At 67.2% G+C, this 24,079-nt stretch carries 22 protein-coding genes, 1 tRNA gene and 1 pseudogene; 2 read left to right on the top strand and 22 right to left on the bottom strand.

The features are described 5' to 3' along the window. Nucleotides 1-4: 4 nt before the first annotated feature. Nucleotides 5-1,876 (bottom strand): OPT family oligopeptide transporter, encoded by a 1,872-nt coding sequence (locus FL311_RS17220; RefSeq protein WP_141326215.1) that lies wholly within the window; start codon nucleotides 1,874-1,876, stop codon nucleotides 5-7. 84 nt (nucleotides 1,877-1,960) lie between these two features. Next, the gene (locus FL311_RS17215; protein ID WP_141326214.1) at nucleotides 1,961-2,710 is read right to left on the bottom strand and encodes a MerR family transcriptional regulator; all 750 of its coding nucleotides are present in this window, start codon (nucleotides 2,708-2,710) and stop codon (nucleotides 1,961-1,963) included. A gap of 54 nt (nucleotides 2,711-2,764) precedes the next feature. Here FL311_RS17215 and FL311_RS17210 point away from each other — a divergent pair, with 54 nt between their 5' ends. Together FL311_RS17210 and FL311_RS17205 are read left to right on the top strand one after the other, a co-directional pair. Further along, nucleotides 2,765-3,274 carry a GyrI-like domain-containing protein gene (locus FL311_RS17210; RefSeq protein WP_141326213.1) on the top strand — a complete coding sequence of 170 codons (510 nt, stop codon included), beginning with the start codon at nucleotides 2,765-2,767 and terminating at the stop codon, nucleotides 3,272-3,274. A gap of 59 nt (nucleotides 3,275-3,333) precedes the next feature. After that, entirely contained in the window at nucleotides 3,334-4,710 is a 1,377-nt protein-coding gene (locus tag FL311_RS17205) for a hypothetical protein (protein WP_141326212.1), read from the top strand. An 11-nt stretch (nucleotides 4,711-4,721) separates the two neighbouring features. Here FL311_RS17205 and FL311_RS17200 read toward each other — a convergent pair whose 3' ends face one another. From FL311_RS17200 to tuf, 20 genes and pseudogenes are all read right to left on the bottom strand, one after another. Then, nucleotides 4,722-5,726: a carbohydrate kinase gene (locus tag FL311_RS17200; RefSeq protein ID WP_141326211.1), complete on the bottom strand. Its 1,005-nt coding sequence runs from the start codon at nucleotides 5,724-5,726 to the stop codon at nucleotides 4,722-4,724. Between the two features lie 34 nt (nucleotides 5,727-5,760). Continuing rightward, nucleotides 5,761-6,495, bottom strand: coding sequence for a DNA repair protein RecO (gene recO, locus FL311_RS17195; RefSeq protein ID WP_141326210.1), 735 nt, complete (start codon nucleotides 6,493-6,495; stop codon nucleotides 5,761-5,763). Nucleotides 6,496-6,503: 8 nt separating this feature from the next. Further along, nucleotides 6,504-6,890 carry a RodZ family helix-turn-helix domain-containing protein gene (locus FL311_RS17190; RefSeq protein WP_141326209.1) on the bottom strand — a complete coding sequence of 129 codons (387 nt, stop codon included), beginning with the start codon at nucleotides 6,888-6,890 and terminating at the stop codon, nucleotides 6,504-6,506. Nucleotides 6,891-6,912: 22 nt separating this feature from the next. Next, entirely contained in the window at nucleotides 6,913-7,674 is a 762-nt protein-coding gene (tgl, locus tag FL311_RS17185; RefSeq protein WP_141326208.1) for a social motility TPR repeat lipoprotein Tgl, read from the bottom strand. A 33-nt stretch (nucleotides 7,675-7,707) separates the two neighbouring features. Continuing rightward, nucleotides 7,708-8,172 (bottom strand): hypothetical protein, encoded by a 465-nt coding sequence (locus tag FL311_RS17180; RefSeq protein WP_046713319.1) that lies wholly within the window; start codon nucleotides 8,170-8,172, stop codon nucleotides 7,708-7,710. A 25-nt stretch (nucleotides 8,173-8,197) separates the two neighbouring features. Further along, complete coding sequence (locus FL311_RS17175) at nucleotides 8,198-8,926, bottom strand: hypothetical protein (RefSeq protein ID WP_141326207.1); 729 nt, start codon at nucleotides 8,924-8,926, stop codon at nucleotides 8,198-8,200. A gap of 129 nt (nucleotides 8,927-9,055) precedes the next feature. Then, nucleotides 9,056-9,796 (bottom strand): lytic transglycosylase domain-containing protein, encoded by a 741-nt coding sequence (locus tag FL311_RS17170; protein WP_141326206.1) that lies wholly within the window; start codon nucleotides 9,794-9,796, stop codon nucleotides 9,056-9,058. Beyond that, nucleotides 9,793-10,143, bottom strand: coding sequence for a phasin family protein (locus tag FL311_RS17165; protein ID WP_141326205.1), 351 nt, complete (start codon nucleotides 10,141-10,143; stop codon nucleotides 9,793-9,795). The genes FL311_RS17170 and FL311_RS17165 overlap by 4 nt, the downstream gene beginning before the upstream one ends. Nucleotides 10,144-10,314: 171 nt before the next feature. Next, the gene (locus FL311_RS17160) at nucleotides 10,315-10,806 is read right to left on the bottom strand and encodes a hypothetical protein (protein WP_141326204.1); all 492 of its coding nucleotides are present in this window, start codon (nucleotides 10,804-10,806) and stop codon (nucleotides 10,315-10,317) included. Nucleotides 10,807-11,024: 218 nt separating this feature from the next. Beyond that, nucleotides 11,025-15,239, bottom strand: a complete 4,215-nt coding sequence (rpoC, locus tag FL311_RS17155) for a DNA-directed RNA polymerase subunit beta' (RefSeq protein WP_141326203.1) — start codon at nucleotides 15,237-15,239, stop codon at nucleotides 11,025-11,027. A gap of 133 nt (nucleotides 15,240-15,372) precedes the next feature. Then, nucleotides 15,373-19,602 (bottom strand): DNA-directed RNA polymerase subunit beta, encoded by a 4,230-nt coding sequence (gene rpoB / locus FL311_RS17150; protein WP_141326202.1) that lies wholly within the window; start codon nucleotides 19,600-19,602, stop codon nucleotides 15,373-15,375. 178 nt (nucleotides 19,603-19,780) lie between these two features. Further along, on the bottom strand, nucleotides 19,781-20,155 hold the full coding sequence (rplL, locus tag FL311_RS17145; protein ID WP_141326201.1) for a 50S ribosomal protein L7/L12: 375 nt from the start codon (nucleotides 20,153-20,155) through the stop codon (nucleotides 19,781-19,783). Between the two features lie 99 nt (nucleotides 20,156-20,254). Next, nucleotides 20,255-20,776 (bottom strand): 50S ribosomal protein L10, encoded by a 522-nt coding sequence (rplJ, locus tag FL311_RS17140; RefSeq protein ID WP_141326200.1) that lies wholly within the window; start codon nucleotides 20,774-20,776, stop codon nucleotides 20,255-20,257. A 388-nt stretch (nucleotides 20,777-21,164) separates the two neighbouring features. Further along, entirely contained in the window at nucleotides 21,165-21,875 is a 711-nt protein-coding gene (gene rplA / locus FL311_RS17135) for a 50S ribosomal protein L1 (protein ID WP_141326199.1), read from the bottom strand. Nucleotides 21,876-21,909: 34 nt separating this feature from the next. Further along, nucleotides 21,910-22,356, bottom strand: coding sequence for a 50S ribosomal protein L11 (gene rplK / locus FL311_RS17130; protein WP_015349101.1), 447 nt, complete (start codon nucleotides 22,354-22,356; stop codon nucleotides 21,910-21,912). Between the two features lie 134 nt (nucleotides 22,357-22,490). Further along, nucleotides 22,491-23,033 (bottom strand): transcription termination/antitermination protein NusG, encoded by a 543-nt coding sequence (gene nusG / locus FL311_RS17125; RefSeq protein ID WP_046713309.1) that lies wholly within the window; start codon nucleotides 23,031-23,033, stop codon nucleotides 22,491-22,493. Continuing rightward, nucleotides 23,033-23,476 carry a preprotein translocase subunit SecE gene (secE, locus tag FL311_RS17120; protein WP_141326198.1) on the bottom strand — a complete coding sequence of 148 codons (444 nt, stop codon included), beginning with the start codon at nucleotides 23,474-23,476 and terminating at the stop codon, nucleotides 23,033-23,035. The genes nusG and secE overlap by 1 nt, the downstream gene beginning before the upstream one ends. A gap of 101 nt (nucleotides 23,477-23,577) precedes the next feature. Continuing rightward, nucleotides 23,578-23,653, bottom strand: a tRNA-Trp gene (locus tag FL311_RS17115). Between the two features lie 23 nt (nucleotides 23,654-23,676). Next, complete coding sequence (gene rpmG, locus FL311_RS17110) at nucleotides 23,677-23,841, bottom strand: 50S ribosomal protein L33 (protein ID WP_015349099.1); 165 nt, start codon at nucleotides 23,839-23,841, stop codon at nucleotides 23,677-23,679. 101 nt (nucleotides 23,842-23,942) lie between these two features. After that, nucleotides 23,943-24,079, bottom strand: a pseudogene (gene tuf, locus FL311_RS17105) (elongation factor Tu); the annotation flags it as partial.

The following is a 24,079-nucleotide window of genomic DNA, read 5'->3' as shown; positions in this document are numbered from 1 at the left end:
GACGCTACCAGAGCGACTGCGACAGGACGATGGCGACGCCTACCAGCCCCTCGCCCGCGATGCAGCCCGCCGCGAGCGTCACCACCCGGCCTTCGGCTGTCGTGGATTTCACGTAGCTCACGACTCCGGAGATGACGCCGCCCAGGAAGAAACCGAGCGCGTACGACGCGGGCAACAGACAAGCCAACCCCATGCCCAGGGGCGAAGGTATCCACCGGCCCCACCGTGCGGGGAGCAGTCGCTCGGCGAGCACGAGGAGCCCCGCCAGGAGCGAGGCCCACCCGACCGCGGCGCGGGTCATCGGCGGCAGGCTGTCGAGGCCCGAGGCGAGGATGCGCGCGACACCCGCCGTGCTGAAGACGCCGGGTGCGGGGAAGCGCTCACCGCCCAGCGCCTCCGCGTTCGGCACGAGCAGGAAGAACAGCGGAACCACCGCGAGCGCGCCGATGCCCGAGCCGATCAACTGCGCGAGGAACAAGCGACGGGGGTGAGCCCCCAGCAGGTGTCCCGTCTTCAAGTCGGTGAGCAGGTCCGCGGACGACGATGCCGTGTTCACGGTGATGCCCGCCGTGGCGAGGTTGGCCTGCACCTGGTTCGGCAGCAGCACCCCGTAGGTCACCTGCGTCACCTGCCCCAGGGCGCCCACCGGCGTCGAGTCCGTCTCACCGGTGACTCGACAGGAGATGAGACACAGCGCGAAGGACATCGCCACGGCGAACGCTCCGTGCGCCACGGGAACCCCGAAGCCGACGTACGCCACGGCGACGGACGCGGGCGTCAGCACGACGAGCCCCGTGAGCAACCAGCTTCGCGGAACCTGCAGCGCATCCACCGGATGCGGCCTTCCAGGCGCTCGGGAGAGGACACCGCGGAGGGCACGACCCACGACACGGCCCTGGAGCAGGAAGTGCAGCAGCGAGCCGACGACGAGCGCGGCGGTGCCGGGCCACAGGCTCCACTCGAGGTAGTTCCCCTCCTTCGCGTCGACCACGCCCGAGGCGAACACGCGGGGCGCGACGACGCCGTGGATGAGCACCGCGCCCAGCAGCATCGACGTCGTGATGCGCGGCCCCAGCAGCACGCCGGCGCCGATGGGCAGCAGGCTCAGCTCCAGTCCGAAGCCCAGGCGCTCCAGGGTGAGTCCACGCCAGCTCCCCGGGAAGGGCACGGAGACAGGCAGCTTTCCCCACGCATCGCGTGCCAGGGTGACGAGTCCGGAGAAGAGCCCGCCACCGCCGAGCAGTCGCAACCGGGATGACGCCTCCGAATCCGTGCCATGCATGGCGCGGATGGTGGTCGCCGCGGCGGTGCCGGAAGCGAAGGGCAGCTGCTCATGGTCCACGAGCTGTCGCTTGAAGGGCACGGCGAACAGGACACCGAGCGCGGACAGGAAGAAGGTCCACGCGAGCAGCATCGGCCCGGAGGGATGGTGCCCGGTGACGACGAGCCACGCTCCCTGCACGGACACGAGCGCGCCACCGGTGGCATAGCCCGCGGCCGAGGCGACCGCCTGCGCGTTACACGTCTCCAGCGGAGACAGCGGCGCGCCCGCGACGCCGGGCACCAGGCGCCGGAACAATCCATGGGCGCCCTGCGCGAGCAGCACGGCGGTGATGGCGACACCGAAGACGATGCCCGTCTTGAGGCCGACGTAGAGGTTTGTGGCACAGGTGACCAGACCGATGGCCGCGCCCAACAGCACCGAGCGCAGCGTGAGCTGCGGCAGTCGGTCTCCCTGGTACACATGCTCCAGCCAGTACGAATCCGTCGCCTCGGGCGAGTCCCCTGGGATGCTCAGCAGGGTCAATGACGCGGCGGACGGCGAGAGCGGAGGCGCCGTTGCCTCGGGCGATGCTTGAGGGGGGGACAAAGCCATGGGCCGCTCCATCTTTCCACCCCGCCCCCTTCCGCACGAGCCCCTCCCGTCGCTTCCGGGTGGACACGCGGTGGCCGGGAGGCTTCAGCGACGCTGCACGGCCAACATGAGCAGGTAGCGGTCCGGCGTTCCGGGAAGGTAACGCTCCAGGTGGAGTGTGCCTGGACGGAAGCCCAGCTCGTCGAGGAAGCGGAACACGCGGTGCGCGGCCACGTCGTCGCGCAGGCCGCACTCCAAGGTGGCGAAGAGCGTGGGCGGGACCTCCTGACGCCGCGCCCCCGCGGGAGTCCGCCTGCTCGCCTTGATGCGGAACCCGACCTCCCCCGACAGCTTCCCATCCTGGGAGTCGAGCGTCCTCACATAGCCACCGGTGAGCACCGGCACTCCCCGCTGCTGGAGCGCCCGCTTCCTGGAGGCCACCTCGGCGCGGAACGGGAGCGGCGCCTCGTCCGCGCTCGCGGGAAACCAGACAAGGAGGGAAGGCTCGTTCCAGTGCTCCAGATGCAGCGGGGGGCGCTCGGGTGTCAGGCCGCGCAGGTACTGGTTCGCGACCTGGAGCGAGAGCAGCCTCGCGGCCATCTCCTGGCGCCATGAGGACAGCATCGCCTCTCTCGCGCGGACGTCCTTGCGGAGGAAGTCGCGGATGGCGCGCAGGGGGATGCCCGCGGCGCGAAGGCTCCCGAGGAAGCGCGCCTCCGCGACCTGCTGGGGCGAATACGCGCGGTAGCCATTCTCCTGTCGCCCGGCGGGGACCAGCAGGCCCTTGCGCTCGTAGAAGCGCAGGGCGCTCGCGGAGAGGCCACAGCGTTCGGAGAACTGGGAAATCGACAGCATGCGACGACATTCTCCTGGAGCTTCAACCAGGTTCAAGGTGCAGGGTATGGCCGCATGAACATCTCCATCGTCTCCCTGGGTGGCCTGTGCCTGGTCGGCCTCAAGGTCGTGGGGCGCCGCAGCGAGCTGAGCCACCGCGTCCCCCTGGCGTGGCTCGAGCTCGTCGCGCGCCTGGGCTCCATTCCCAACGCCGTGAATCCGGACGTGCTCTACGGCGTGTTCCCGGAGAGTGACCACCTGAAGGAGAGCGTCGACGGTGTCTACACGTACAGCGTCTGCGTCCAGGTCCGTCACCTCGGCTCCGTTCCCAAAGGGACGGACGGTCGGGAGCTCCCTCCGCGCGAGTACGCCGTGGCGACGGCGCTGGGCGAGGCGTCCGCCATCGACGCGGCGTACCTGGGGCTCGCGCAGTGGGAGACGGCGCAGGAGCGGAAGACGGATGTGGGAGCGGACTGTCTGGAGCGCTACGAGCGTCGCCGACAGTGGGTGACGCCCCCCTACGAGCGCTTCGACTACGACATCCTGCGGCCCCTGCTCGCCAGCAAGTCGCCCAGGAACGGGTGAGCGTCGAGCCCGGACACGCTGGCTTGCCTCGTGTGGAAGCGCTTTTCTAGCCTGTCCGCATGAGCTCGATATTCAGACCTTCATCCTCCCTGTTGCTGTTGAGCCTGGTGCCGGCCTGCGGTGCTCCGGGAGAGTCGGAGGTGACGGAGCGCTCACCCGTCGGACAGCGGGAGCTGCTCGGAGCGAGCGACATTGTGCCGGGCCCCTGGACCTCCACGTACGGAGGCATCGAGGGCTTCGGGGACGTGGCGGTGCAGTCGAGCGGACAGGTGGCGTTCGTGGCCACGTCGTCGTGGGACATCCTCGTGGCGCGGTTCGACCCGAGCGGTCAGTTCCTCTGGGCGAGGCGCTTCGGTGACGAGAACTACCAGCAGGCCACGGGCCTCGCGGTGGATGGCGCGGGCAACATCGTCATCACGGGGGATTACTGGGGCTCGCTCGACTTCGGTGGAGGTCCCCTGCCCTGCCGTGGTGAGCCGGGCGTCCCGAGCGCGTTCCTGGCGAAGTTCGACGCGCAGGGCACGCACGTCTGGAGCCGCTGCTTCGGGGACGGCGGACAGCAGCAGACGGGCTCGCTCGTCACGGCGAGCAACGGCGACGTGCTGGTGAGCGGCTACTTCGAGCGCTTCATCGACTACGGCACCGGACCGATACCCGGGACGGGTGCGCTGAATCAGTTCGTCGCGAGGCTCGCCGGAGACACCGGTGCGCTCGTCTGGCACAGCCAATACGAAGCGGGCACGGCCACCGCGCTCACGTCGTTGGCGTTGGATGCCCGGGACAACCTCTACCTCTGCAGCGGCTTCCTGGACGTGCTGTCGGTCGACGGCGTGCCCTGGCTCACGACGCCGGGCTTCAACGTCTACGTGATGAAGCTGGACGCGCATGGCCTGCCCCTCTGGGCGAAGGGCTACGGCGAGCTGCGGAGCCAGACGCTCTGGCGATTGGCCGCGGACCCTCAGGGGCAGGTCGTCGCGACGGGCGCCTTCATCGGCACGGTGAACCACGGCGGCGGACCGCTCTTCAGCGCGGACGGTGACGTGTTCGTCTCCGCGTTCGACGGTGATGGCAACAACCGCTGGAGCTGGAGCTTCGGCGGGCCCGGGTTCGACTGGGCCTACGACGTGGACGTCGACCCCCTGGGCAGCCCCGTGGTGACGGGCACGTTCAGCAGCCGCATCGACTTCGGTGACGGGCCCCTGACGAGCGCGGGAGGCGATGATGTCTACGTGGTGAAGCTCGGTCGTGACGGCGAGACCTGGTGGAGCCGAGGCTTCGGCGACCTGCGCAACCAGTCCGCGATGCGCGTCGCCACGGCGGGCCGACGGGATGTCATCCTGTGGGGACGGCTGCTCGGCACGTTGGACTTCGGCTCGGGTCCGGTGACGGGGATGTCGCCCACGGACTCGTTCCTGACGCGCGTCTCGCCGGAGTAGACGCGAACCGCTCAGCGAGCATCAGGTCGGGCGGGCCACACCGAGGAGAGCTCCTCCGCGCGTGGCAGACCCTCCACCGCGCCGGGCTTCTCGACGACCCGCGACCCCACGGCGCACGCGAAGGTCGCCAGCACCACCAGCTCCTCGCGCGTGGCGGACTCCAGCGCACGGGTGCCGCCGTACCAGCGCACCAGCCCGTGCAGGAGCCCCGCGACGAAGCCATCCCCCGCGCCCGTGGTGTCCACCACCCGGGTCCGAGGCGCCGGCACGTGGACGTCCTCGCCCTTCCAGCGAAACAGCGCGCCTCGCTCGCCGAGCGTCACCACCGGCAGCCTCACGCCCATGCCGGACAGTCGCGTGAGCGCCTCCTGGGGGGACTCCGTGCCGGTGACGAAGGCGATCTCCTCCTCGGACAGCTTCACCACGGTGCACAGCGGCAGCATCCGCGCGAGCAGCGTCTTGAGCTGCGTGGGGTCCTCCCACGCGTGCAGCCGCAGGTTCGGATCACAGCTCACGATGCGGTCCGCCTCGCGCGCCAGGCCGAGCATCCGCACCGTCGCGAGCTGGGCATCCTCACGCTGCAGGGAGTTGGAGCCGCAGTGCACCGCGCGGGCGCGCAGCAGGAAGTCCGCGTCCACGTCGGCCTGCCCCAGGAGGAACTCCGCGGAGCGGGTGCGGAAGAAGGTGAAGCTGCGCTCCCCCTTCGCATCCAGGGAGATGAACACCAGGCCGGTGCGCGCCTCCGTCGTCTGTCGCAGGTGGCTCACGTCCACGCCCTCGCGGGCCAGGCTGTCCTTGAGGAAGTGGCCGAACTCGTCCGAGCCCACCACGCCGAGCATCGCCGGCTTCAGCCCCAGCCTCGCCAGCCCCACGGAGACGTTGGCGGGAGAGCCACCGGGACACGGGTGCCACGCGGGCACATCGCGCACGCGCTTGCCCTGCTCGGAGGGAAGGAAGTCCACCAGCGTCTCACCGAAGCACACCACGTCCAGCGGCGACTCCTGCCCCTCGCTCATGCGACCTCTCTCGTGTGACGGCTTCGGACCCGCGTCAGTCCAGTCCCACCTGGGCCATGAAGTCCACGCTCTTGAGGCGTCGTCCCAGGTGGTGGGCGATGAAGACGTTGAGCAGTCCGCGCGCGCGGGCACGAAGGTCCGCGGGAAGCGGCGTGCGGGCCCCTTCCTGGAGCGCTCGCAGCCCGGACAGCAGCGCGGACGGGACGAGCACCGCCTCCCGCGCACGAGCGCTGCACGGCTCGCACACCGCGCCCCCGTGCGCCTGGTCGAACCGGGGCCGCTCACCGGGCGCTCCGCCACACAGCGAGCACGCATCGAAGCGCGGCATCAGGCCCGCGTGGGCCAGCGCCGCCAGCTCGAAGGCCAGGAGCGACGTGGGCCCCGCCTCCTTCGCGTCCAGGCGGCCCAGGTAGCCCTCGAGCAGGATGAAGAGCTCCGGGTGCGGTTCGTGGTCGCGCGTCAGCTCGCGGCACAGCTCCACCGCGTACAGGGCCCGGGCGATGAGCGACAGGTCCTCGCGCGCGGCGTAGTACCCGGCGACGATGTCCGTGGAGTCCAGCCGCACCGTGGAGCCGCGCGTCTCGACGATGTGCACGCGCAGCCGCATGAACGGCTCCAGCGCGCCCGCGAAGCGCCGCTTGCTCTTGCGCGCCCCCGCGGCGAAGGCCGTCAGCTTCCCATGCTCGCGCGTCAGCAGCGTGACGAGCCGGTCCGACTCGCCGTAGTCCACGGTGGACAGCACGAGCGCATCGTCGTCGTAGCGCTCCATGGCGTCATTCAACGCGCGAGCGGCGAAGGAAGCTTCCCGCTCAGCACGAGGAACACGTAGAGGCCCAGCGCCAGGGCCACCAGGAGGACGGACAGCCCCACGTAGGCCCGCTTGCGGCGCTCCTGCTCCAGCTGCGCGGGCGACGGCGCCGGCACCGAGCGGTCCACCTCCTCGTACCGGAGGATGGCCTCCTCGGGGGACAGGCCAATCACCTGGGCGTAGGCCTTGATGTAGTTGACCACGAAGATACGCGAGGGCAGCCGCTCCACCTGCCCTGCCTCGAGCGCGGCGATGAGCGTCGGGGGAATCTTGGTCTCTCGCGCGACATCCTCGCGAGACAGGCCTCGAAGCTCCCGCTGCTGGCTGAGGTACTTGCCGAAGTCGACGTGGTCCACGGTGCGTCCAGATAGCAGAAGACTAGAGCTTTTCGAGCAGCCTTCGGCAGTCGTCCTTCAGCTCCTGTTCTCCCGCCTTCGCCTTGGCCTCGCAAGTGGAGAAGGCCTGCCGGGCCCCTTCCGCCTGCCCCTGCTTCGCCAGGCACACGCCCTCGCGCATGTGGGCATCGGCCGCGTCCGGGCAGTTCTCGCGGTAGCGGGAGAAGTTACGGCACGACTCGTCCAGCTTGCCCGTCTCGTCGAAGATGATGCCCAGGTTGCGGTAGCCCATGCAGAAGCCGGGGTTGGTCGTCACCGCCGCCTTGAGGCTCCCCACGGCCCGCTGCGTGTCGCCCTTCTTGTAGAAGGCCCAGCCCATGTTGCCCTGCGCGATGTACGGCGTCACGTAGAGCATGTCGTTGAGGACCTGCTCGTACAGCTTGATGGCCTCGTCGTAGCGCCCCTGGTCCAGGTGCACGTTGGCCAGGTTCGTGCGGGCCTCGGAGAAGGTGGGACGCACCTTCAACGCGCGCTCGTAGTGGCCAATGGCCTCGGCCGGGCGCGCGAAGACGAGGTGCAGCAGGATGCCGATGGCGTTGTTCGCCTCCGGATAGTCGGGATCACTCTCCAGCGACACCTGCAGCTCGCGCAGCGCGTCCTGGACGTGGCCTTGCTGCTGGGCCTGGAGCGCCAGGTCGTAGTGGATCTCCGCCTTGCGGCGCTCCTTCTCCGTGGGGACATGGGCACAGCCGGCGAGCGCGAGCACGAGCGCGAGTGGGCGGAACGCGGAGGCGAAGCGGAGCATGGGGCGGTTCTCGACGACGGGGGTGGGCAAGACTCAGAAGGCCGCGAGGAAGCGGCCCAGGGTGGTGGTGACGTTCTTCTTCTCTTCGGCGCGAGCCTTCACCGCGGGCACCAGCGTGGGGTCCTTGAAGAAGACCGGCAGCGTCTTGAGCCACTCGTCCTGCTGCTCCGGGGGCTGACCGCGCCAGTTGGCGTCATCCATCATGAAGCCGAGCGACTCGACGAAGGCGAGCGCGTCCGACTCGTCCTCGCGGTACTCGTCCGCCGTCGTGTTGCGGCGGCCGGACAGGTACACCGCGCAGTCCTCGGCCTCCGCCAGGTAGAGGTACACGAAGACGGCCGCGCCCTGCCCTCCGCGCAGCCCCACGACGAACGCCTGCGCCGGCCCGGCCTGCTTGCCGGGGATGGCCACGTGCGGCGTGTTGAGCGAGGTGTGCAGCGCGAGGATCTGCTCGCGCGTCGCGGGAAGCCCGCGGTAGCGCTCATCCAGGTTGAACACGTCGTGTCTCCGAGAGTCTCGCCCCTCAGCGCGTGGTGAGGGTGAACTCCTGCGTGATGTCCTTCGACTCCGCCGCCGACGTCTGGAAGCGGATGAGCGGGTTGTCGATCATCACGTTGCCACCGCCCTCGTTGCCCTCGCCAATGATGACCCGGAACAGGTGCTTGGGCGAATCGCTGCGCTTGGAACCGGTGGAAATCTTCCGGGCCATCAGCATCACCTGGTTCGCCCCGGGCTTGAGGTGCTGGGTGATGTCCGCGACCACCTGGTCCTCGTTGCCACGCAGCTTCCGCAGCCACCGGGAGTTCACGTACACGTCGATGTCGTACTCCGTCATCCCCGGCACCGTCTGCTCCGTCACCAGCCAGTAGCGCTGGGTGATGCGCGCAGGCTGCGTGGCCGTGGCCACCGCCGGCTGGGCGGAGGCCGTCCCCGCCGTGGGCACCGCCTGCGCCGCCGGAGCCGCCGTGGCGGCGCCACCCGCGGGGACCGCCTGGGCAGCGCTCGGCGTGGGGACCGCGGCCTGGGCGGGAGCCGCCGGAGCGGGCATCGTCACCGTCGAGACGCGGTAGCCCGCCGCCTCGATGTGGACGTTGCCGGACTCGTCGATGCGGACGGTGGCCTTCTCGAACTTCTGGTTGGTGACGCCGTCGATCAACACGCCGTTGAGATAGACGGAACCCGCTAGGGTGCTCAGCGGGGCCAGCGCCACCAGGGTGGCGACGAGCGCCGGGCGCGAAAAGGGACGATGCATGGGTTCACTCCTCGGAATCTTCAACAGTCCCGGGCACTTGCAACGCTTAGCGCACCCTGGGGATCGGGACAAGGCGCACATGCCTCCGCTTGGAGCGGCCATGGCGCGGAGAGATTCACACGGGGTGTATCAAGGCGTGGGGACGGCGTCCGCCTCGCGCTGGGCGAGCGCCCAGTCTCCACCCAGGCCATGGCCCTCGCGGAAGCGGCGGAAGTCGCGCCGGACGGCCCGGGGGTAGCGCCGGAAGCGGTCCAGCTCGCCCTGCTTGATGGCGTTGCGGATGCGGGTGGGGCCGGCGTTGTAGGCCATCAGCGCCAGCTCCAGGTCGCCGCCGAAGCGGTCCTGCAGCGAGCGCAGGTAGCGGATGCCCAGCCGCACGCACAGCGCCGTGTCGGCCGTCACCTCTTCCCGGGAGAGGCGCAGGCCCTCCTTCTCCGCCAGGAAGTGGAGCGTGCTGGGCTTGATCTGCATCAGCCCCCGCGCGCCCTTCTCGGACACGGCCTCCTCGGCGAAGTCCGACTCCACGTCGATGAGGGCCAGCACCAGGAGCGGATCATACCCCGCCGTCCGGGCCTCCTCGGCGATGGCGTTGCCGAGCTGCCGGCGCAGGGTGAGTCCCAGGCCCGGAGCGCGCCGCGCGAGCACGAGGTCGATGAGGGACGCCTCCGGAGAGGGGCTCTCGGCGACCACGCGCTCGGACAGGACAGGCTGGACCGAGCGCTCCTCCAGCAGCGGCACCAGCCGCGCGGACACGACGAGCGCCACCCCCGCCAGCAGGGGGAGTCGGGAACAGCCTGAGCTCAGAGCGTGGAGAGATTCGAAGAAACGCGTCGCGAACGACCTCCCGCCCGTGGGGGCGGGAGAAGTCACTTGCGTTGCTCCAGTGCCTGGATGCGCTCGGCCACGCGCTCCAACCGGGAGCCGAACGCCTGGAGCTCCTCGCGACGGGGCAGCTTCATCCGGGTGAGGGCCGTGCGAACCCGGTCCTCCACGTTGTGCTCCAAATCCCTTCGGTGGCCGGCCAGGCGGTCCGAGAAGGCCTGGGCCTGGCGCTTCACCTCGTCCTGGCTCCAGCCGGCCACGGACGCCACCTTCTGCACCGCGCGGGAGGCCTCCTCCTCGGCCGTGCTCACGGCGAGGAGCGCCTGACTCCAGATGCGCTCAAAAGTTTCCGCGACAGGGTTCTTCTCTCGGGGGGCCTCAGGCTTGTTGTCCAATCGGTCTCTCCGGGAGGGGGTGTACCAGACCCGTGGGCCTGGAACAGTCGAACGGACCTGCCACGTAATCACACCCCCAGGGTGAAGGAAACGACAACGAGCCCCCTCCCCTGCCTCATGTCCACTCGTGGAGTGGGAAGGGGGCACCATGCGTCAACCACGCATCGCTGTTCAGGCGCGGGGGGAGGAGTCCGTGCCCTTCGAGGCACCCGAGCGTCGGATGGGCTTCAAGAGCGAGTCCACCTTGCGCGACAGCTTGGACAGCTCCTTGTTGAGCTCCTGCAGTTGCGACTGGCTGGCCACGCCCACGGCGCCCACCACCTTGGTCTGCAGCCCGTCCAGCCGCTTCTTCAGCTCGGCGCCGGCCGCGTCCACCTTCTTGCCCAGCTCCTTCACGCGCGGGTCCGTCAGGAGCTCACCGGCCTGGAACTTGGTCCACAGGGCCTGGGCCTCCTTCGCGGCCTCCTGGCGTCGGGCGTCCAGCGCCTTCACCACCTTGCCGGCCTCACCCTCCAGCTCCTCGATGCGCTTCTGCGCCTGCGCGAGCTGGGCCTTCAGGAAGACCTCCACGTTGGAGAAACCGCTCTTCGCCGCCTCGGCGCTCGCGTCCACCGCGGGGGTCGTCTCCTCGTGCTTCGTCTCCGCCTGCTTCGTCGTGGCCATGTGTCGTCCTCCCCTTTTCACCCGGCATCGCCGGGCAGTAACCCAGTGAGTCAAAAACTCTCCGCGCAAAACATAACGCGGCGCGCCATAAGCGTCAAGGACGACGTCCCGGAAAGCCCGACTAACTGGGTCTGAAAATGAAACCGCCGCCCCGGCACGAAGACCGGAGCGGCGGGAGGACTGCACCCAGGCTCGCCCGAGGGGCGGCCCGGCGAGCGCTAGGCGGCGCCCGTCGTCTGGGTGCCTTCCGGACGGGGAGCCGGAGCGGACAGGGGCCCACCATCGCCGTGGGCCCCGGCCAGCGCGGCCTCCATCTCGTTGACCTCGTCGGTCGGGCTCTCCACCTCGATGTCGAGGTGCTTGTAGTTCGGCAGACCCGTACCGGCGGGGATGAGCCGACCCATGATGACGTTCTCCTTGAGGCCGCGCAGGTAGTCCACCTTGCCGTTGATGGCGGCCTCGGTGAGCACCTTGGTGGTCTCCTGGAAGGAGGACGCCGAGATGAACGACTCGGTGGAGAGCGAGGCCTTGGTGATGCCGAGCAGCAGCGGCTCACCCACGGCCGGGCGCTTGCCCTCGGCCATGATCTTCTCGTTCTCCTCCTCGAACACCCACTTCTCCACCTGCTCGTCGACCAGGAAGTTGGTGTCGCCCACATCCGTGACGCGCACCCGGCGCAGCATCTGCCGGACGATGGTCTCGATGTGCTTGTCGTTAATCTTCACGCCCTGGAGGCGGTAGACCTCCTGCACTTCGTCCACCAGGTAGCGCGCGAGCTCCTTCTCGCCCAGCACCTTGAGGATGTCGTGCGGGTTGGCCGCGCCGTCCATCATCGCCTCGCCGGCCTTCACGCGGTCACCGGAGTGGACGCTGATGTTCTTGCCCTTGGAGATCAAATACTCCTTGGCCAGGTCCGTGCGCTGCTCGCCGTTCACCTCGGGGGTGATGATGAGCTTGCGCTTGCCCTTGGTGTCCTTGCCGAACGACACCACGCCGTCGATCTCCGCGATGGCCGCGGCATCCTTCGGCTTGCGCGCCTCGAACAGCTCGGCCACGCGGGGCAGACCGCCCGTGATGTCCTTCGTCTTGGTCGTCTCGCGCGGCACCTTGGCGATGACCTCGCCCGGGTGGATCTCATCGCCGTCGTTGACGGTGATGATGGAGCCCTGCGGCAGGAAGTAGCTCGCCGGGTTGCGGGACGAGGGCAGGTCCTTCGTGTTGCCCTGGGCGTCGCGGATGGAGACGCGCGGACGCGCCTCCGGGTCCTTCGACTCGATGACCGTCTTGCGCGACAGACCCGTCACCTCGTCCAGGGTCTCGGACATCGTCACGCCTTCGATGATGTCCTCGTAGCGCACCGTACCGCCCACCTCGGTGAGCAGCGGGATGGCGAACGGATCCCACTCCGCCAGCAGCGTGCTCGCCTCGATGCGCTGGCCTTCCTTCACCAGGATGCGGGCGCCGTAGATGACCTGGTAGCGCTCGCGCTCGCGGCCGGAGTCGTCGACGACGACCAGCTCGCCGTTGCGGTTCATCGCCACGAGCGTGCCGTCCGTCTTCTGCACCGTGATGAGGCCCGCGAACTTCACGCTACCGGCGTACCGGTTCTCCAGGCTGGACTGCTCCGCGCGCCGCGTCGCCGCACCACCGATGTGGAACGTGCGCATCGTCAGCTGCGTACCCGGCTCACCGATGGACTGCGCCGCGATGACACCCACGGCCTCGCCCACGGACACCTTGCGGCCACGGGCCAGATCGCGTCCGTAGCACTCCACGCAGATGCCGCGCTTGGCCTGGCACGTGAGCACCGAGCGGATCTTCACCTTGTCCAGGCCGCTGTTCTCGATGCGGCGGACGCGGTCCTCGTCGATCTCCTCGTTGGCACGCACCAGCACCTCGCCCGTGACGGGGTCGAGGATGTCGTCCAGGGCCACGCGGCCCAGGATGCGCTCGCCGAGCGGCTCGATGATCTCACCACCCTCGACCAGGGCGCCGATGAACAGACCGTCCATGGTGCCGCAGTCGTACTCGTTGATGATGGCGTCCTGCGCCACGTCGACGAGACGGCGGGTGAGGTAACCGGAGTTGGCCGTCTTGAGCGCCGTGTCCGCCAGACCCTTGCGGGCGCCGTGCGTGGAGATGAAGTACTGCAGCACCGAGAGACCCTCGCGGAAGTTCGCGGTGATGGGCGTCTCGATGATTTCGCCGGACGGCTTCGCCATCAGTCCGCGCATACCGGCGAGCTGACGGATCTGCTGGGCGCTACCACGCGCGCCCGAGTCGGCCATGATGTAGATGGGGTTGAACGACGGCTGCTTGCGCGACTCCCGCTTGCCGTCCTTCTCCCGCGAGGCCTCCTCCTGGGAGATCTGCTGCATCATCTCCTGGGCGACCTTCTCCGTCACCTCGGCCCAGATATCGATGACCTTGTTGTAGCGCTCGCCGTCGGTGATGAGACCCTCGAGGTACTGGTTCTCGATCTCCGACACCTCCTTGCCCGCGTAGTCCAGGAACTCCTGCTTCTTCGCGGGGATGATCATGTCCTTCAGCGCGATGGAGATACCGGCGCGCGTGGCGTTGAAGTAGCCGAGGCTGCGGATGCGGTCCGCGAGCAGCACCGTCTCCTTCTCGCCGGTCAGGCGGTAGCAGAGGTCGATGAGGCCGCCGAGCGACTTCTTGTCGAGCACCTTGTTGATGGCGTCGAAGCCCACGCGACGGGGAACCACCTCCCACAGCAGGACGCGGCCGACGGTGGTCTCCTTGCGCTTGCCGTCGATGCGGCAGACCACCTTCGCCTGCAGGTGCACCTCGCCGTGGTCATACGCGGCGCGGACCTCGTCGGGCGAGCTGAACACGCGGCCCTCGCCGTTGGCGAACTCGCGGGCGCGGGTCATGTAGTAGATGCCGAGCACCATGTCCTGCGTCGGGACGATGATGGGCTTGCCGTTCGCGGGGCTGAGGATGTTGTTCGTCGACATCATCAGCACGCGGGCCTCCATCTGAGCCTCGATGGAGAGCGGCACGTGCACGGCCATCTGGTCACCGTCGAAGTCGGCGTTGAACGCCGCGCAGACGAGCGGGTGCAGCTGGATGGCCTTGCCCTCGATGAGCACGGGCTCGAAGGCCTGCATGCCCAGGCGGTGCAGCGTGGGCGCGCGGTTGAGGAGCACCGGGTGCTCGCGGATGACGTCCTCGAGGATGTCCCAGACCTCGGGACGCTCCTTCTCCACCATCTTCTTCGCCGACTTGATGGTGGTGACGTACCCCTTCTCTTCGAGCTTGTTGTAGATGAACGGCTTGAACAGCTCGAGCGCCATGATCTTCGGCAGGCCGCACTGGTGCAGGCGCAGCTCGGGACCGACGACGATGACGGAGCGGCCCGAGTAGTCCACGCGCTTGCCGAGCAGGTTCTGACGGAACCGGCCCTGCTTGCCCTTGAGCATGTCGGACAGCGACTTGAGCGGGCGCTTGTTGGGGCCCGTGATCGTCTTGCCGCGGCGGCCGTTGTCGAACAGCGCGTCCACGGCCTCCTGCAGCATCCGCTTCTCGTTGCGGATGATGATGTCCGGAGCGTTGAGCTCCTGCAGGCGCTTGAGACGGTTGTTGCGGTTGATGACGCGGCGGTACAGGTCGTTCAGGTCGGAGGTCGCGAAGCGGCCACCGTCGAGGGGAACGAGCGGGCGCAGGTCCGGCGGGATGACCGGAATCACGTCCAGCATCATCCACTCGGGCTTGTTGCCGGAGACGCGGAACGCCTCGGCCACCTTCAGGCGCTTGGCGTACTTCTTCCGCTTCGCCTCGCTGGTGGTCTCGCGCATGTCCTTGCGCAGCGCCTCGGACAGCTTCTCCACGTCCAGGCCCTTGAGCATCTCGCGGACGGCCTCGCCGCCCATGCCCGTGGTGAAGGAGTCCTCACCGTGCTCCTGGTAGAGCCGGTGCATCTTCTCCTCGCTGATGAGCTCACCGGCCTGCAGCGGCGTCGACTTGGGGTCGAGGACGATGTAGCTCTCGCAGTAGAGGACCTTCTCCAGCTCCTTGAGCGTGATGTCGAGCAGGTTGCCGATGCGGCTGGGCAGCGACTTGAGGAACCAGATGTGGGCCACCGGCGTGGCCAGGGTGATGTGACCCAGGCGCTCGCGGCGGACCTTCGACTGGATGACCTCCACGCCGCACTTCTCACACACCACGCCACGGTGCTTCATGCGCTTGTACTTGCCGCAGTTGCACTCGTAGTCCTTCACCGGCCCGAAGATGCGGGCGCAGAACAGGCCGTCACGCTCCGGCTTGAACGTGCGGTAGTTGATGGTCTCGGGCTTCTTCACCTCACCGTGCGACCACTGACGGATCTTGTCGGGCGACGCCAGCGCGATGCGAATGGCGTTGAACGACAACGGGTCCTTCGGCTTCTCGAAGAAGTTGAAAATGTCCTTCACGTTGCCTCCGAAATCTCGTGAGGCGTCCCCCGTGGGGAACGCCAGCTGATTCGGGCCCCCGCCCCGGACCCGGCCGCGCCCACCCCCTCACGGGGTGGCGGGCGGCCGGTCAGGCGGGCGCGCCGGCTCTAACTCAGGCCTCGGTCCCGGTCTTGCGCTCCTCGCCGTCACCGCCGCCGAGGAAGTCGCCGCCGAAGCTGCGCTGCCGCTCCGGGGGGGCGCTCTCGAGCAGCTCGACGTCCAGCGCGAGCGACTGGAGCTCCTTGAGGAGCACGTTGAACGACTCGGGCAGGCCGCTCTCCAGGACGTTGTCGCCCTTGACGATGGCCTCGTACATGCGCGTGCGGCCCACCACGTCGTCCGACTTGACGGTGAGGAACTCCTGCAGCGTGTACGCCGCGCCGTAGGCCTCCATCGCCCAGACTTCCATCTCGCCCAGACGCTGACCGCCGAACTGCGCCTTGCCGCCCAGCGGCTGCTGGGTGACCAGGGAGTAGGGCCCGATGGAGCGCGCGTGGATCTTCTCGTCCACCAGGTGGTGCAGCTTGAGCATGTACATCACGCCCACGGTGACGTTCTGGTCGAACGGCTCACCCGTGCGGCCGTCGAAGAGCACCATCTGGCCCGTGCGGGGCAGCTTGCCCTCGTCGAGCAGCTGGTGGATCTCCAGCTCCTGGGCGCCGTCGAACACCGGCGTCGCCACGTGGATGCCGCGCTTGGAGCGACGGCACAGCTGGCGGATCTCCTCCTCGTCCAGCTTGTCGAGGAACGCCGCGAACGGGGTGTCCGCGCCGTAGATGACCTTGAGGCGCTCCTTGATGGCCTCCGCGCCCCAGTTGTCCTCCACGTAGCGCTGCAGCGCCTCGCCGGTGCCCTTGGCGGCCCAGCCCAGGTGCGTCTCGAGGATCTGCCCGATGTTCATGCGGCTGGGAACGCCGAGCGGGTTGAGGACGATGTCCACCGGACGGCCGTCCTCCAGGTACGGCATGTCCTCCTCGGGGAGGATGCGGGACACGACGCCCTTGTTTCCGTGGCGGCCGGCCATCTTGTCGCCCACGGCCAGCTTGCGCTTGATGGCGACGTACACCTTCACCATCTTGATGACGCCCGGAGGCAGCTCGTCGCCCTTCTTGATGCGGGCGATCTTCTCGCCGAAGGCCAGCTTCACGGCCTCCTTCGTCTCCTCCAGGTTGCGCAGGATGTCGCGCACGCGGGAGTCGAGCGGGTCGCCGACGGAGATCTCACCCCAGTACTTGTAGGGCACCGTGGCCAGCAGCGCGTCGTCGAGGATGTCCCCCTTCTTCAGGAGGATCTTCCCCTTGTCGTCCACGAGCTTGCCCTGGACCTCCTTGCCGCGGACCAGCGCGCGGATGCGGCCGATGGCGCTGTCCTGGAGGACCTTGATCTCGTCGTTCTGGTCCTTGAGGAGCTTCGCCTCCTCCATGGACTCGATCTGCTTGGCGCGCTCGTCCTTCTCCACGCCCTTGCGGCTGAACACCTTGGCGTTGATGACGGTGCCCACCACGCCCGGGGGCACGCGCAGGGAGCTGTCGCGCACGTCGCCGGCCTTCTCGCCGAAGATGGCTCGCAGGAGCTTCTCTTCGGGAGACAGCTGGGTCTCGCCCTTCGGGGTGATCTTGCCCACCAGCACGTCGCCGGGCTTCACCTCGGCGCCGATGCGGATGATGCCGCTCTCGTCCAGGTCCTTGAGGGCCTCCTCACCCACGTTCGGGATGTCGCGGGTGATCTCCTCCTTGCCCAGCTTGGTGTCGCGCGCGATGCACTCGAACTCCTCGATGTGGATCGACGTGAAGACGTCGTCCTTGAGGATGCGCTCGCTGATGAGGATGGAGTCCTCGAAGTTGTAGCCCTGCCACGGCATGAACGCGACGACCACGTTCTGCCCCAGCGCCAGCTCGCCCGTCTCGGTGGCCGGGCCGTCGGCGATGACGTCACCCTTCCGGACCTTGTCGCCCTTGCTGATGATGGGCTTCTGGTTGAGGCAGGTGTTCTGGTTGGAGCGCTGGTACTTGAGCAGGTTGTAGATGTCGACCTCGCTCGACACGTCGCTCAGCGAGGCCGGCACGTCCGCCTTCACCACGATGCGGCCGGCGTCCACGCTCTCCACCGTGCCGTCTCGGCGCGCGACACACGTCACGCCGGAGTCGCGCGCGACGATGGCCTCGATGCCCGTGCCCACCAGCGGAGCGCTGGTGCGCAGCAGCGGAACCGCCTGGCGCTGCATGTTCGAGCCCATGAGGGCGCGGTTGGCATCGTCGTTCTCCAGGAACGGGATGAGCGACGCGGCCACCGACACCAGCTGGTTCGGCGACACGTCCATCAGGTCCACGTCCTCGGCGCGCGCCTGGACGAACTCACCGCCGCGGCGGCTGGACACGAGCGCGTTGACGAACTTGCCCTTCTTGTCCGTCTCCGCGTTCGCCTGCGCGATGGTGTGCTTCTCCTCCTCGAGCGCCGAGTAGAAGGCCACGTCCGTCGTCACCACGCCCGCGTCGACCTTGCGGTACGGCGTCTCCACGAAGCCGAACTCGTTGACGCGCGCGTAGGTGGACAAGGACGCGATGAGGCCGATGTTCGGGCCTTCCGGCGTCTCGATGGGGCAGATGCGGCCGTAGTGCGTCGGGTGGACGTCGCGGACCTCGAAGCCCGCGCGCTCACGCGTGAGGCCGCCGGGCCCGAGCGCGGACAGACGACGCTTGTGCGTGACCTCGGACAGGGGGTTCGTCTGGTCCATGAACTGCGACAGCTGGCTGGACCCGAAGAACTCCTTGATGACCGCCGTGACGGGCTTGGCGTTGATGAGGTCGTGCGGCATGAGCGTCTCGATCTCCTGGAGGCTCATGCGCTCCTTGATCGCCCGCTCCATGCGAACCAGACCGATGCGGTACTGGTTCTCGAGCAGCTCGCCCACCGCGCGCACGCGCCGGTTGCCGAGGTGGTCGATGTCGTCGATGGTGCCCTTGCCGTTCTTCAGGTCGATCAGGTAGCGGATCACCTCGAGGATGTCCCGCTTGGTGAGGATCTGCCCGTCGAGCGGCTCCTCGAGGCCGAACTTGAAGTTCAGCTTGAGGCGACCCACCTTGGACAGGTCGTAGCGCTCGGGGTTGAAGAACAGGTTCGTGAACAGGTTGATGGCCGTCTCGGGCGTCGGCGGATCGCCAGGACGCAGACGACGGTAGATCTCCATGATGGACTGCTCGGGCGTCTCGAGCTTGTCCAGCATGAGCGTCTCACGCAGGTAGGGACCCACGTTGAGGTTGTCGATGAAGAGGACCTTGAACTCCTTGATGTTGCGCTTGAGGAGCTCGTCCACCTTCTCCTGCGAGACCTCCTCGTTGCACTCGAGGATGACCTCGCCGGTGTTCTCGTCCACCACGTCGTACGCGGACACCTTCGTGAAGAGCTCGTCCGCGTCGATGGGGAGCGTCTTCATCTTCGCCGCCTCGAGCTTCTTGATGGCGACGCGGGTGAACTTGCGGTTCTTCTTGACGATCAGCTCACCCGTCTTCGTCTTGATGTCGCGGGTGGCGCGCTGGCCCGGGAGCAGCTCCAACTCGACGCTCTTCTCGAAGTCCGTCGCGCTCTGGAGGTAGATGGTCTCCGTGGCGTAGTAGTAGTTGAGGATCTCCTCGGTGGAGCCCTTGAACTCCAGCGGGTTCTTCTTCGCGGTGTCGCTGACGGCGCCCAGGGCGCGGATGAGCACCGTGGCGGGCAGCTTGCGACGCCGGTCGATGCGCACGTACAGCAGGTCCTTGTGGTCGAACTCGAAGTCGATCCACGAACCGCGGTAGGGAATGATGCGGGCGTTGTAGAGCAGCTTACCCGACGAGTGGCTCTTGCCCTTGTCGTGGTCGAAGAACGCGCCCGGGCTGCGGTGCAGCTGGCTGACGACCACGCGCTCCGTGCCGTTGATGATGAAGGTGCCGTTCTGGGTCATCAGCGGGATTTCCCCGAAGTAGACCTCCTGCTCCTTCACGTCGCGGATGGACTGCGCGCCGGTCTCCTCATCCTTGTCCCACACCACCAGGCGAACGACGACCTTGATGGGGGCGGAATAGGTCATGCCACGCTGGTGGCACTCATCGACGTCGTACTTCGGCTTCTCCAGGTGGTAGCTGACGAACTCCAGCGACGACGTCTCGTTGAAATCCCGAATCGGGAAAACCGAGTTGAAGACACCCTGAAGGCCGATGTCCTCACGCTTCTCCGGGGCGATATCGGCCTGGAGGAACTTCTCGTAGGACTGCTTCTGGATGTTGATAAGATTGGGAATGTCGATGATCTTCGCGATCTTCGCGAAGGTCTTCCGCACGCGGAAATTGTTCTGGATCTGCGTCGGCATTCTGGCTCCGGGGACGGCTGCTCGGGCGGGGCAAACTTCAGTAACGCGCGGCGGCGCCGGGAAATTTGCAACGGTCAAATGGGCAAAGCCGGCAGCCCCCCTACTGGGAGCGCCGGCCTGCTCATCCGGTCAGGAGGCTGCTTGGAAATTCCCGGAAACCAAGCAGCCCCTGTACGACTTACTTGATGTCGACGGTGGCGCCAGCGGCAACGAGCTGGTCCTTGATCTTCTTGGCGTCGTCCTTGTTGACGCCCTCCTTGACCGTCTTGGGCGCGCCCTCGACCAGGTCCTTGGCCTCCTTCAGGCCCAGGCCGGTGATCGCGCGGATCTCCTTGATGACGTTGATCTTGTTGGCGCCGGCGTTCGACAGCACCACCGTGAACTCCGTCTTCTCCTCGACCGGGGCGGCCGGGCCAGCAGCGCCCGCGGGGGCGGCAACGGCGACGGCGGCGGCGGAGACGCCCCACTTCTCCTCGAGGGCCTTCACCAGGTTGGCGGCCTCGATGATGGTCAGGCCGGAGAGCTGCTCAACGATTGCATTCAGGTCAGCCATGGAACTCGTCCTTCTGGGTTTGACTAACGGCCTGCGTCCCCGTGGGAGCTGTGGCCGTCAAGGTTGGTGTAGAAAAACTTCTCGGATGAATCAGGAAAACTAACCCTGCGCCTTGTCCGCGTGGGCCTGAACGACCCGCGCGAGCTGGGAACCCGGGGCGGCAATCGTCCGAACCAGCTTGCCAGCCGGCTGGTTGAGCATGCCGAGCAGCTGCGCCCGGAGCTCGTTGAGACCCGGCAGCTTCGCCAGCTGCTTGACGCCGTTGACGTCGACCTTGCGGCCGTCGACCACGGCGGTGCGGATCTTGATCTTGTCCTCGAGGTCCTTCGTGAACTCGGTCAGGATCTTCGCCGGGGCCACCACGTCGCCGTAGCTCAGGCACAGAGCCACCGGACCCGTGAAGTCATCAGCGATGACAGCCACGTCCGTGCCCTGCGCGGCACGGCGCGCCAGCGTGTTCTTGATGACCTTGTACTCGACGCCGCCCTCGCGGAACTTCTTGCGCAGCTTCGTCACCGTCTCCACATCCACCTTGGAGAACTCCGCGACGATGGCCGACTTGGTCCGCGAGAACTTCTCGTGGAGCTCCTTGATCATCTCCTCCTTCTCGCTCTTCAGCACTTTGACTCACCTCCTTCTTGGCCCGTCTTCCGACGGGCGTGATGCCTGGGCCAAAGTGGCAGAGCGAGAGGAGCCTCCGAGAGACACCACACCGCACCTCCAGTCTCGGCAGGGCTGGCCTTGCGGCCGTTTGAACCCGACAGAGGAAGCCACGCCCCGACCGGTTGTCCGGTTCCCAACGGGGCACTTCTCCTCTGACCGGGTCCCTGCTGTCATGAACCAGGTCGAAGCGCACGCCTCATGACGTGGCGCTCCAATTGCAAAAGCCGGGGGCCTATACCCCCGGCTTCGGCAAAGATCCAGAACTTTCGAACCTGAGACGTCAGGCAGGCGGCACCTCTGACTCCCCCCACTGCGGGGAAGCGAGCACCGCCCGCCTGCTGGCCGCCTAGCGGTGGCGGGCCAGAATCTCCTGGGTATCGATCTTGATGCCCGGGCCCATCGTCGTGGAGATGGCGATGCCCTTCAGATACACGCCCTTGGCGGTGGCCGGCTTGAGCTTCATCACCAGATCCACCAGCGCGTTGAAGTTGCCCTCGAGCTTGTCCACCGAGAAGGAGGCCTTGCCCATCTTCGCGTGGACGATGCCGGCCTTCTCCGCGCGGAAGTCGACCTTACCGCCCTTGGCGTCGCGGATGGCCTTGGCCACGTCCATGGTCACCGTGCCGACCTTCGGGTTCGGCATGAGGCCACGAGGGCCGAGCACCTTACCGAGGCGACCCACGATACCCATCATGTCCGGGGTGGCGATGACGGTGTCGAAGTCGAGGAAGCCCTCCTCGATGCGCTTCTGGAGGTCCTCCGCGCCCACGATGTCCGCGCCCGCGTTGCCAGCCTCGGTGGCGCGCTCGCCCTTGGCGAACACGGCCACGCGCACGGTGGCGCCCGTACCGTTCGGGAGGACCACGGCGCCACGGACCATCTGGTCCGCGTGCTTCGGGTCCACACCCAGGTTGATGGCCACGTCGACCGTCTGGTCGTACTTCGACGCGCGCGCATCCACCGTCTTCTTCAGCAGCGCGAAACCCTCGGCCACCGTGTAACGCTTCTCGCGGTCCACCAGCGCGGCGGCCGCCCGGAACTTCTTCCCATTAGCCATGACAGAAATCCTCGTCCGTGAGTGGGGCGGCGGCCTAGCCGACGACGTCGATGCCCATGGAGCGCGCGGTGCCAGCAATGGTGTTCATGCAGGCCTCGAGCGACGCGGCGGTGGTGTCCTGAATCTTCTTCTTGGCGATCTCCTCGAGCTGCGCGCGGGTGATCTGCCCCACCTTCTCCTTGCCAGGCTTCTTCGCTCCCGAGCCCTTCTTCTTCTCGGTGTGCAGGCCCGCCGCCTTCTTGATGAGGACGGCCGCCGGAGGCGTCTTGAGGATGAACGTGAAGGAGCGGTCCTGATAGACGGTGATGATCACCGGGATGATCAGCCCCTCCTTGGCCTCCGCCTGCGTCTTCGCGTTGAACTGCTTGCAGAACTCCATGATGTTCACGCCCTGCTGACCGAGCGCGGGGCCGATCGGCGGGGCGGGGTTCGCCTTACCGGCGGGAATCTGCAGCTTGACCTGACCTGTGACCTTCTTCATCGGCTGACAACTGCCTTTCGAGGGGGTGGTCCAGACGGGCCTCCAGACGGGGAGGCTCTCCCACCCATGGGACCGCGTCCTGACGGACGCGGAAGTGTCGCAAGGCGCGCTCTATCCGAGTCGCCCGCGAAAAACTAGCCGGTGGTCTTCTCCACCTGCATGAAGTCCAGCTCCACGGGAGTGGCGCGACCGAAGATGCTCACGAGCACCTTCACGCGACCCTTCTCCGCGTTGACCTCTTCCACCGTGCCGTTGAAGTTGGCGAACGGGCCGTCCACCACACGCACCGTGTCGCCGTCGTCGAACTGCACCTTGGGCTTGGGCTTGAGCGTGCCCTCGGAGATCTGCGACGTGAGGTTCGCGACCTCCTTCTCCGAGATGGGCCGCGGCTGCTCGTTCTGCCCCGTCCCCGGAAAGCCGGTGATCTTCGGCGTGTTCTTCACCAGGTGGAGCGTCCGGTCGTTCAGCTCCATCTGCACGAAGATGTAGCCAGGGAAGAACTTGCGGCGAGAGGTCTTCTTCTCGCCCTTCACCATCTCCACGACCTGCTCCATGGGGATGAGGATCTCACCGAACTGGTCCTGGAGCCCCTCGAGGCGGATCTTCTCCTCCAGGCTCTTCTTCGCCTGGTTCTCGAAGTTCGAGTAGGTGTGGACCACGAACCATTTCATCGCCATTACAGCTTCCCCCACAGGGCCGGCAGCCACTCCACCATCAAGTTGTACGCGACGGTGTCGATGCAGAAGAGCAGCACCGCGGCCACGAGCGAGGCGACGACCACTGCCACGGTCGACGTCCGGGTCTCCGGCCAGGTAGGCCAGGTCACCTTCATCAGCTCGGACGCGACCTCCATGGAGAGGGTGTGCGTCTTGGGGTGGAGGTAGCCGGCCAGCGCGAGGCCCACGGCCGCCAGGTAGCCCACGAGCGTGGACACCTTCCAGTCCAACCCCTCGACGAGCACCGCATCGGGCCATCCGAAGCTGGCCCACAGCGCTCCGAACAAGCGCTCCAGGAACAGCGCCAGGATGATGCCGGCGAGGAGGTAGAAGATGACCACGAGCCGCTTCGGATCCATCGCCGAGCGGTTAGCCTGCTGGCTGGCCTCTGATGCCGTCGCCATGGTGCCTCACGAGGTACTGCGAAAGCGAAATTTCACGAACTGCGGAAACACAGGAACCCCCGGTACCTCCAGGTACCGGGGGCCCCGCTCCCACTGAGACTTGGCAGGCCAGGAGGGATTCGAACCCCCAACACGCGGATTTGGAGACCGCTGCTCTACCGTTGGAGCTACTGGCCTAGAATCTCTCAGGAACTACCGACCTAGACCTTACCTTCCTTGTGGTCCGTATGCTTGCGGCACCGCGAGCAGAACTTGCTCAGCTCGAGCTTGTCCTGGCTCTTCCGCTTGTTCTTCGTGGTCGTGTAGTTCCGCTCCTTGCACACCGTGCACTCGAGCGAAATGATGGAACGATTGCCCTTCGGCATGGCCTACCTCTTCAGACACGGAAGGGGAAGGTTACCATCAGGCACCTTCCCCTCGGAATCCGGTGTTTGGGGCCAGGGAGCTCGAAAGCTCCCCGGGCGGGTTACTCGATGACTTCCGCCACGACGCCGGCGCCCACCGTGCGGCCACCCTCGCGAACGGCGAAGCGCAGCTCCTTCTCCATCGCGACAGGGGTGATGAGCTCCACCTCGATCGCGATGTTGTCGCCCGGCATCACCA

The sequence above is a fragment of the Myxococcus sp. AB025B genome (assembly GCF_006518215.1).
Taxonomy (GTDB): Bacteria; Myxococcota; Myxococcia; order Myxococcales; family Myxococcaceae; genus Myxococcus; species Myxococcus fulvus.
The sequence above is the reverse complement of the archived record's forward strand: the minus strand, read 5'-3'. Positions and strand labels throughout refer to the sequence as shown.

Excerpts from the sequence above, each read along its gene's own strand:
- FL311_RS17220 (WP_141326215.1), bottom strand. The coding sequence starts at position 1,876 with ATGGCTTTGTCCCCCCCTCAAGCATCGCCCGAGGCAACGGCGCCTCCG.
- FL311_RS17215 (WP_141326214.1), bottom strand. The coding sequence starts at position 2,710 with ATGCTGTCGATTTCCCAGTTCTCCGAACGCTGTGGCCTCTCCGCGAGC.
- FL311_RS17210 (WP_141326213.1), top strand. The coding sequence starts at position 2,765 with ATGAACATCTCCATCGTCTCCCTGGGTGGCCTGTGCCTGGTCGGCCTC.
- FL311_RS17205 (WP_141326212.1), top strand. The coding sequence starts at position 3,334 with ATGAGCTCGATATTCAGACCTTCATCCTCCCTGTTGCTGTTGAGCCTG.
- FL311_RS17200 (WP_141326211.1), bottom strand. The coding sequence starts at position 5,726 with ATGAGCGAGGGGCAGGAGTCGCCGCTGGACGTGGTGTGCTTCGGTGAG.
- recO (WP_141326210.1), bottom strand. The coding sequence starts at position 6,495 with ATGGAGCGCTACGACGACGATGCGCTCGTGCTGTCCACCGTGGACTAC.
- tgl (WP_141326208.1), bottom strand. The coding sequence starts at position 7,674 with ATGCTCCGCTTCGCCTCCGCGTTCCGCCCACTCGCGCTCGTGCTCGCG.
- FL311_RS17175 (WP_141326207.1), bottom strand. The coding sequence starts at position 8,926 with ATGCATCGTCCCTTTTCGCGCCCGGCGCTCGTCGCCACCCTGGTGGCG.
- FL311_RS17160 (WP_141326204.1), bottom strand. The coding sequence starts at position 10,806 with ATGGCCACGACGAAGCAGGCGGAGACGAAGCACGAGGAGACGACCCCC.
- rpoB (WP_141326202.1), bottom strand. The coding sequence starts at position 19,602 with ATGCCGACGCAGATCCAGAACAATTTCCGCGTGCGGAAGACCTTCGCG.
- rplL (WP_141326201.1), bottom strand. The coding sequence starts at position 20,155 with ATGGCTGACCTGAATGCAATCGTTGAGCAGCTCTCCGGCCTGACCATC.
- rplA (WP_141326199.1), bottom strand. The coding sequence starts at position 21,875 with ATGGCTAATGGGAAGAAGTTCCGGGCGGCCGCCGCGCTGGTGGACCGC.
- rplK (WP_015349101.1), bottom strand. The coding sequence starts at position 22,356 with ATGAAGAAGGTCACAGGTCAGGTCAAGCTGCAGATTCCCGCCGGTAAG.
- nusG (WP_046713309.1), bottom strand. The coding sequence starts at position 23,033 with ATGGCGATGAAATGGTTCGTGGTCCACACCTACTCGAACTTCGAGAAC.
- secE (WP_141326198.1), bottom strand. The coding sequence starts at position 23,476 with ATGGCGACGGCATCAGAGGCCAGCCAGCAGGCTAACCGCTCGGCGATG.
- rpmG (WP_015349099.1), bottom strand. The coding sequence starts at position 23,841 with ATGCCGAAGGGCAATCGTTCCATCATTTCGCTCGAGTGCACGGTGTGC.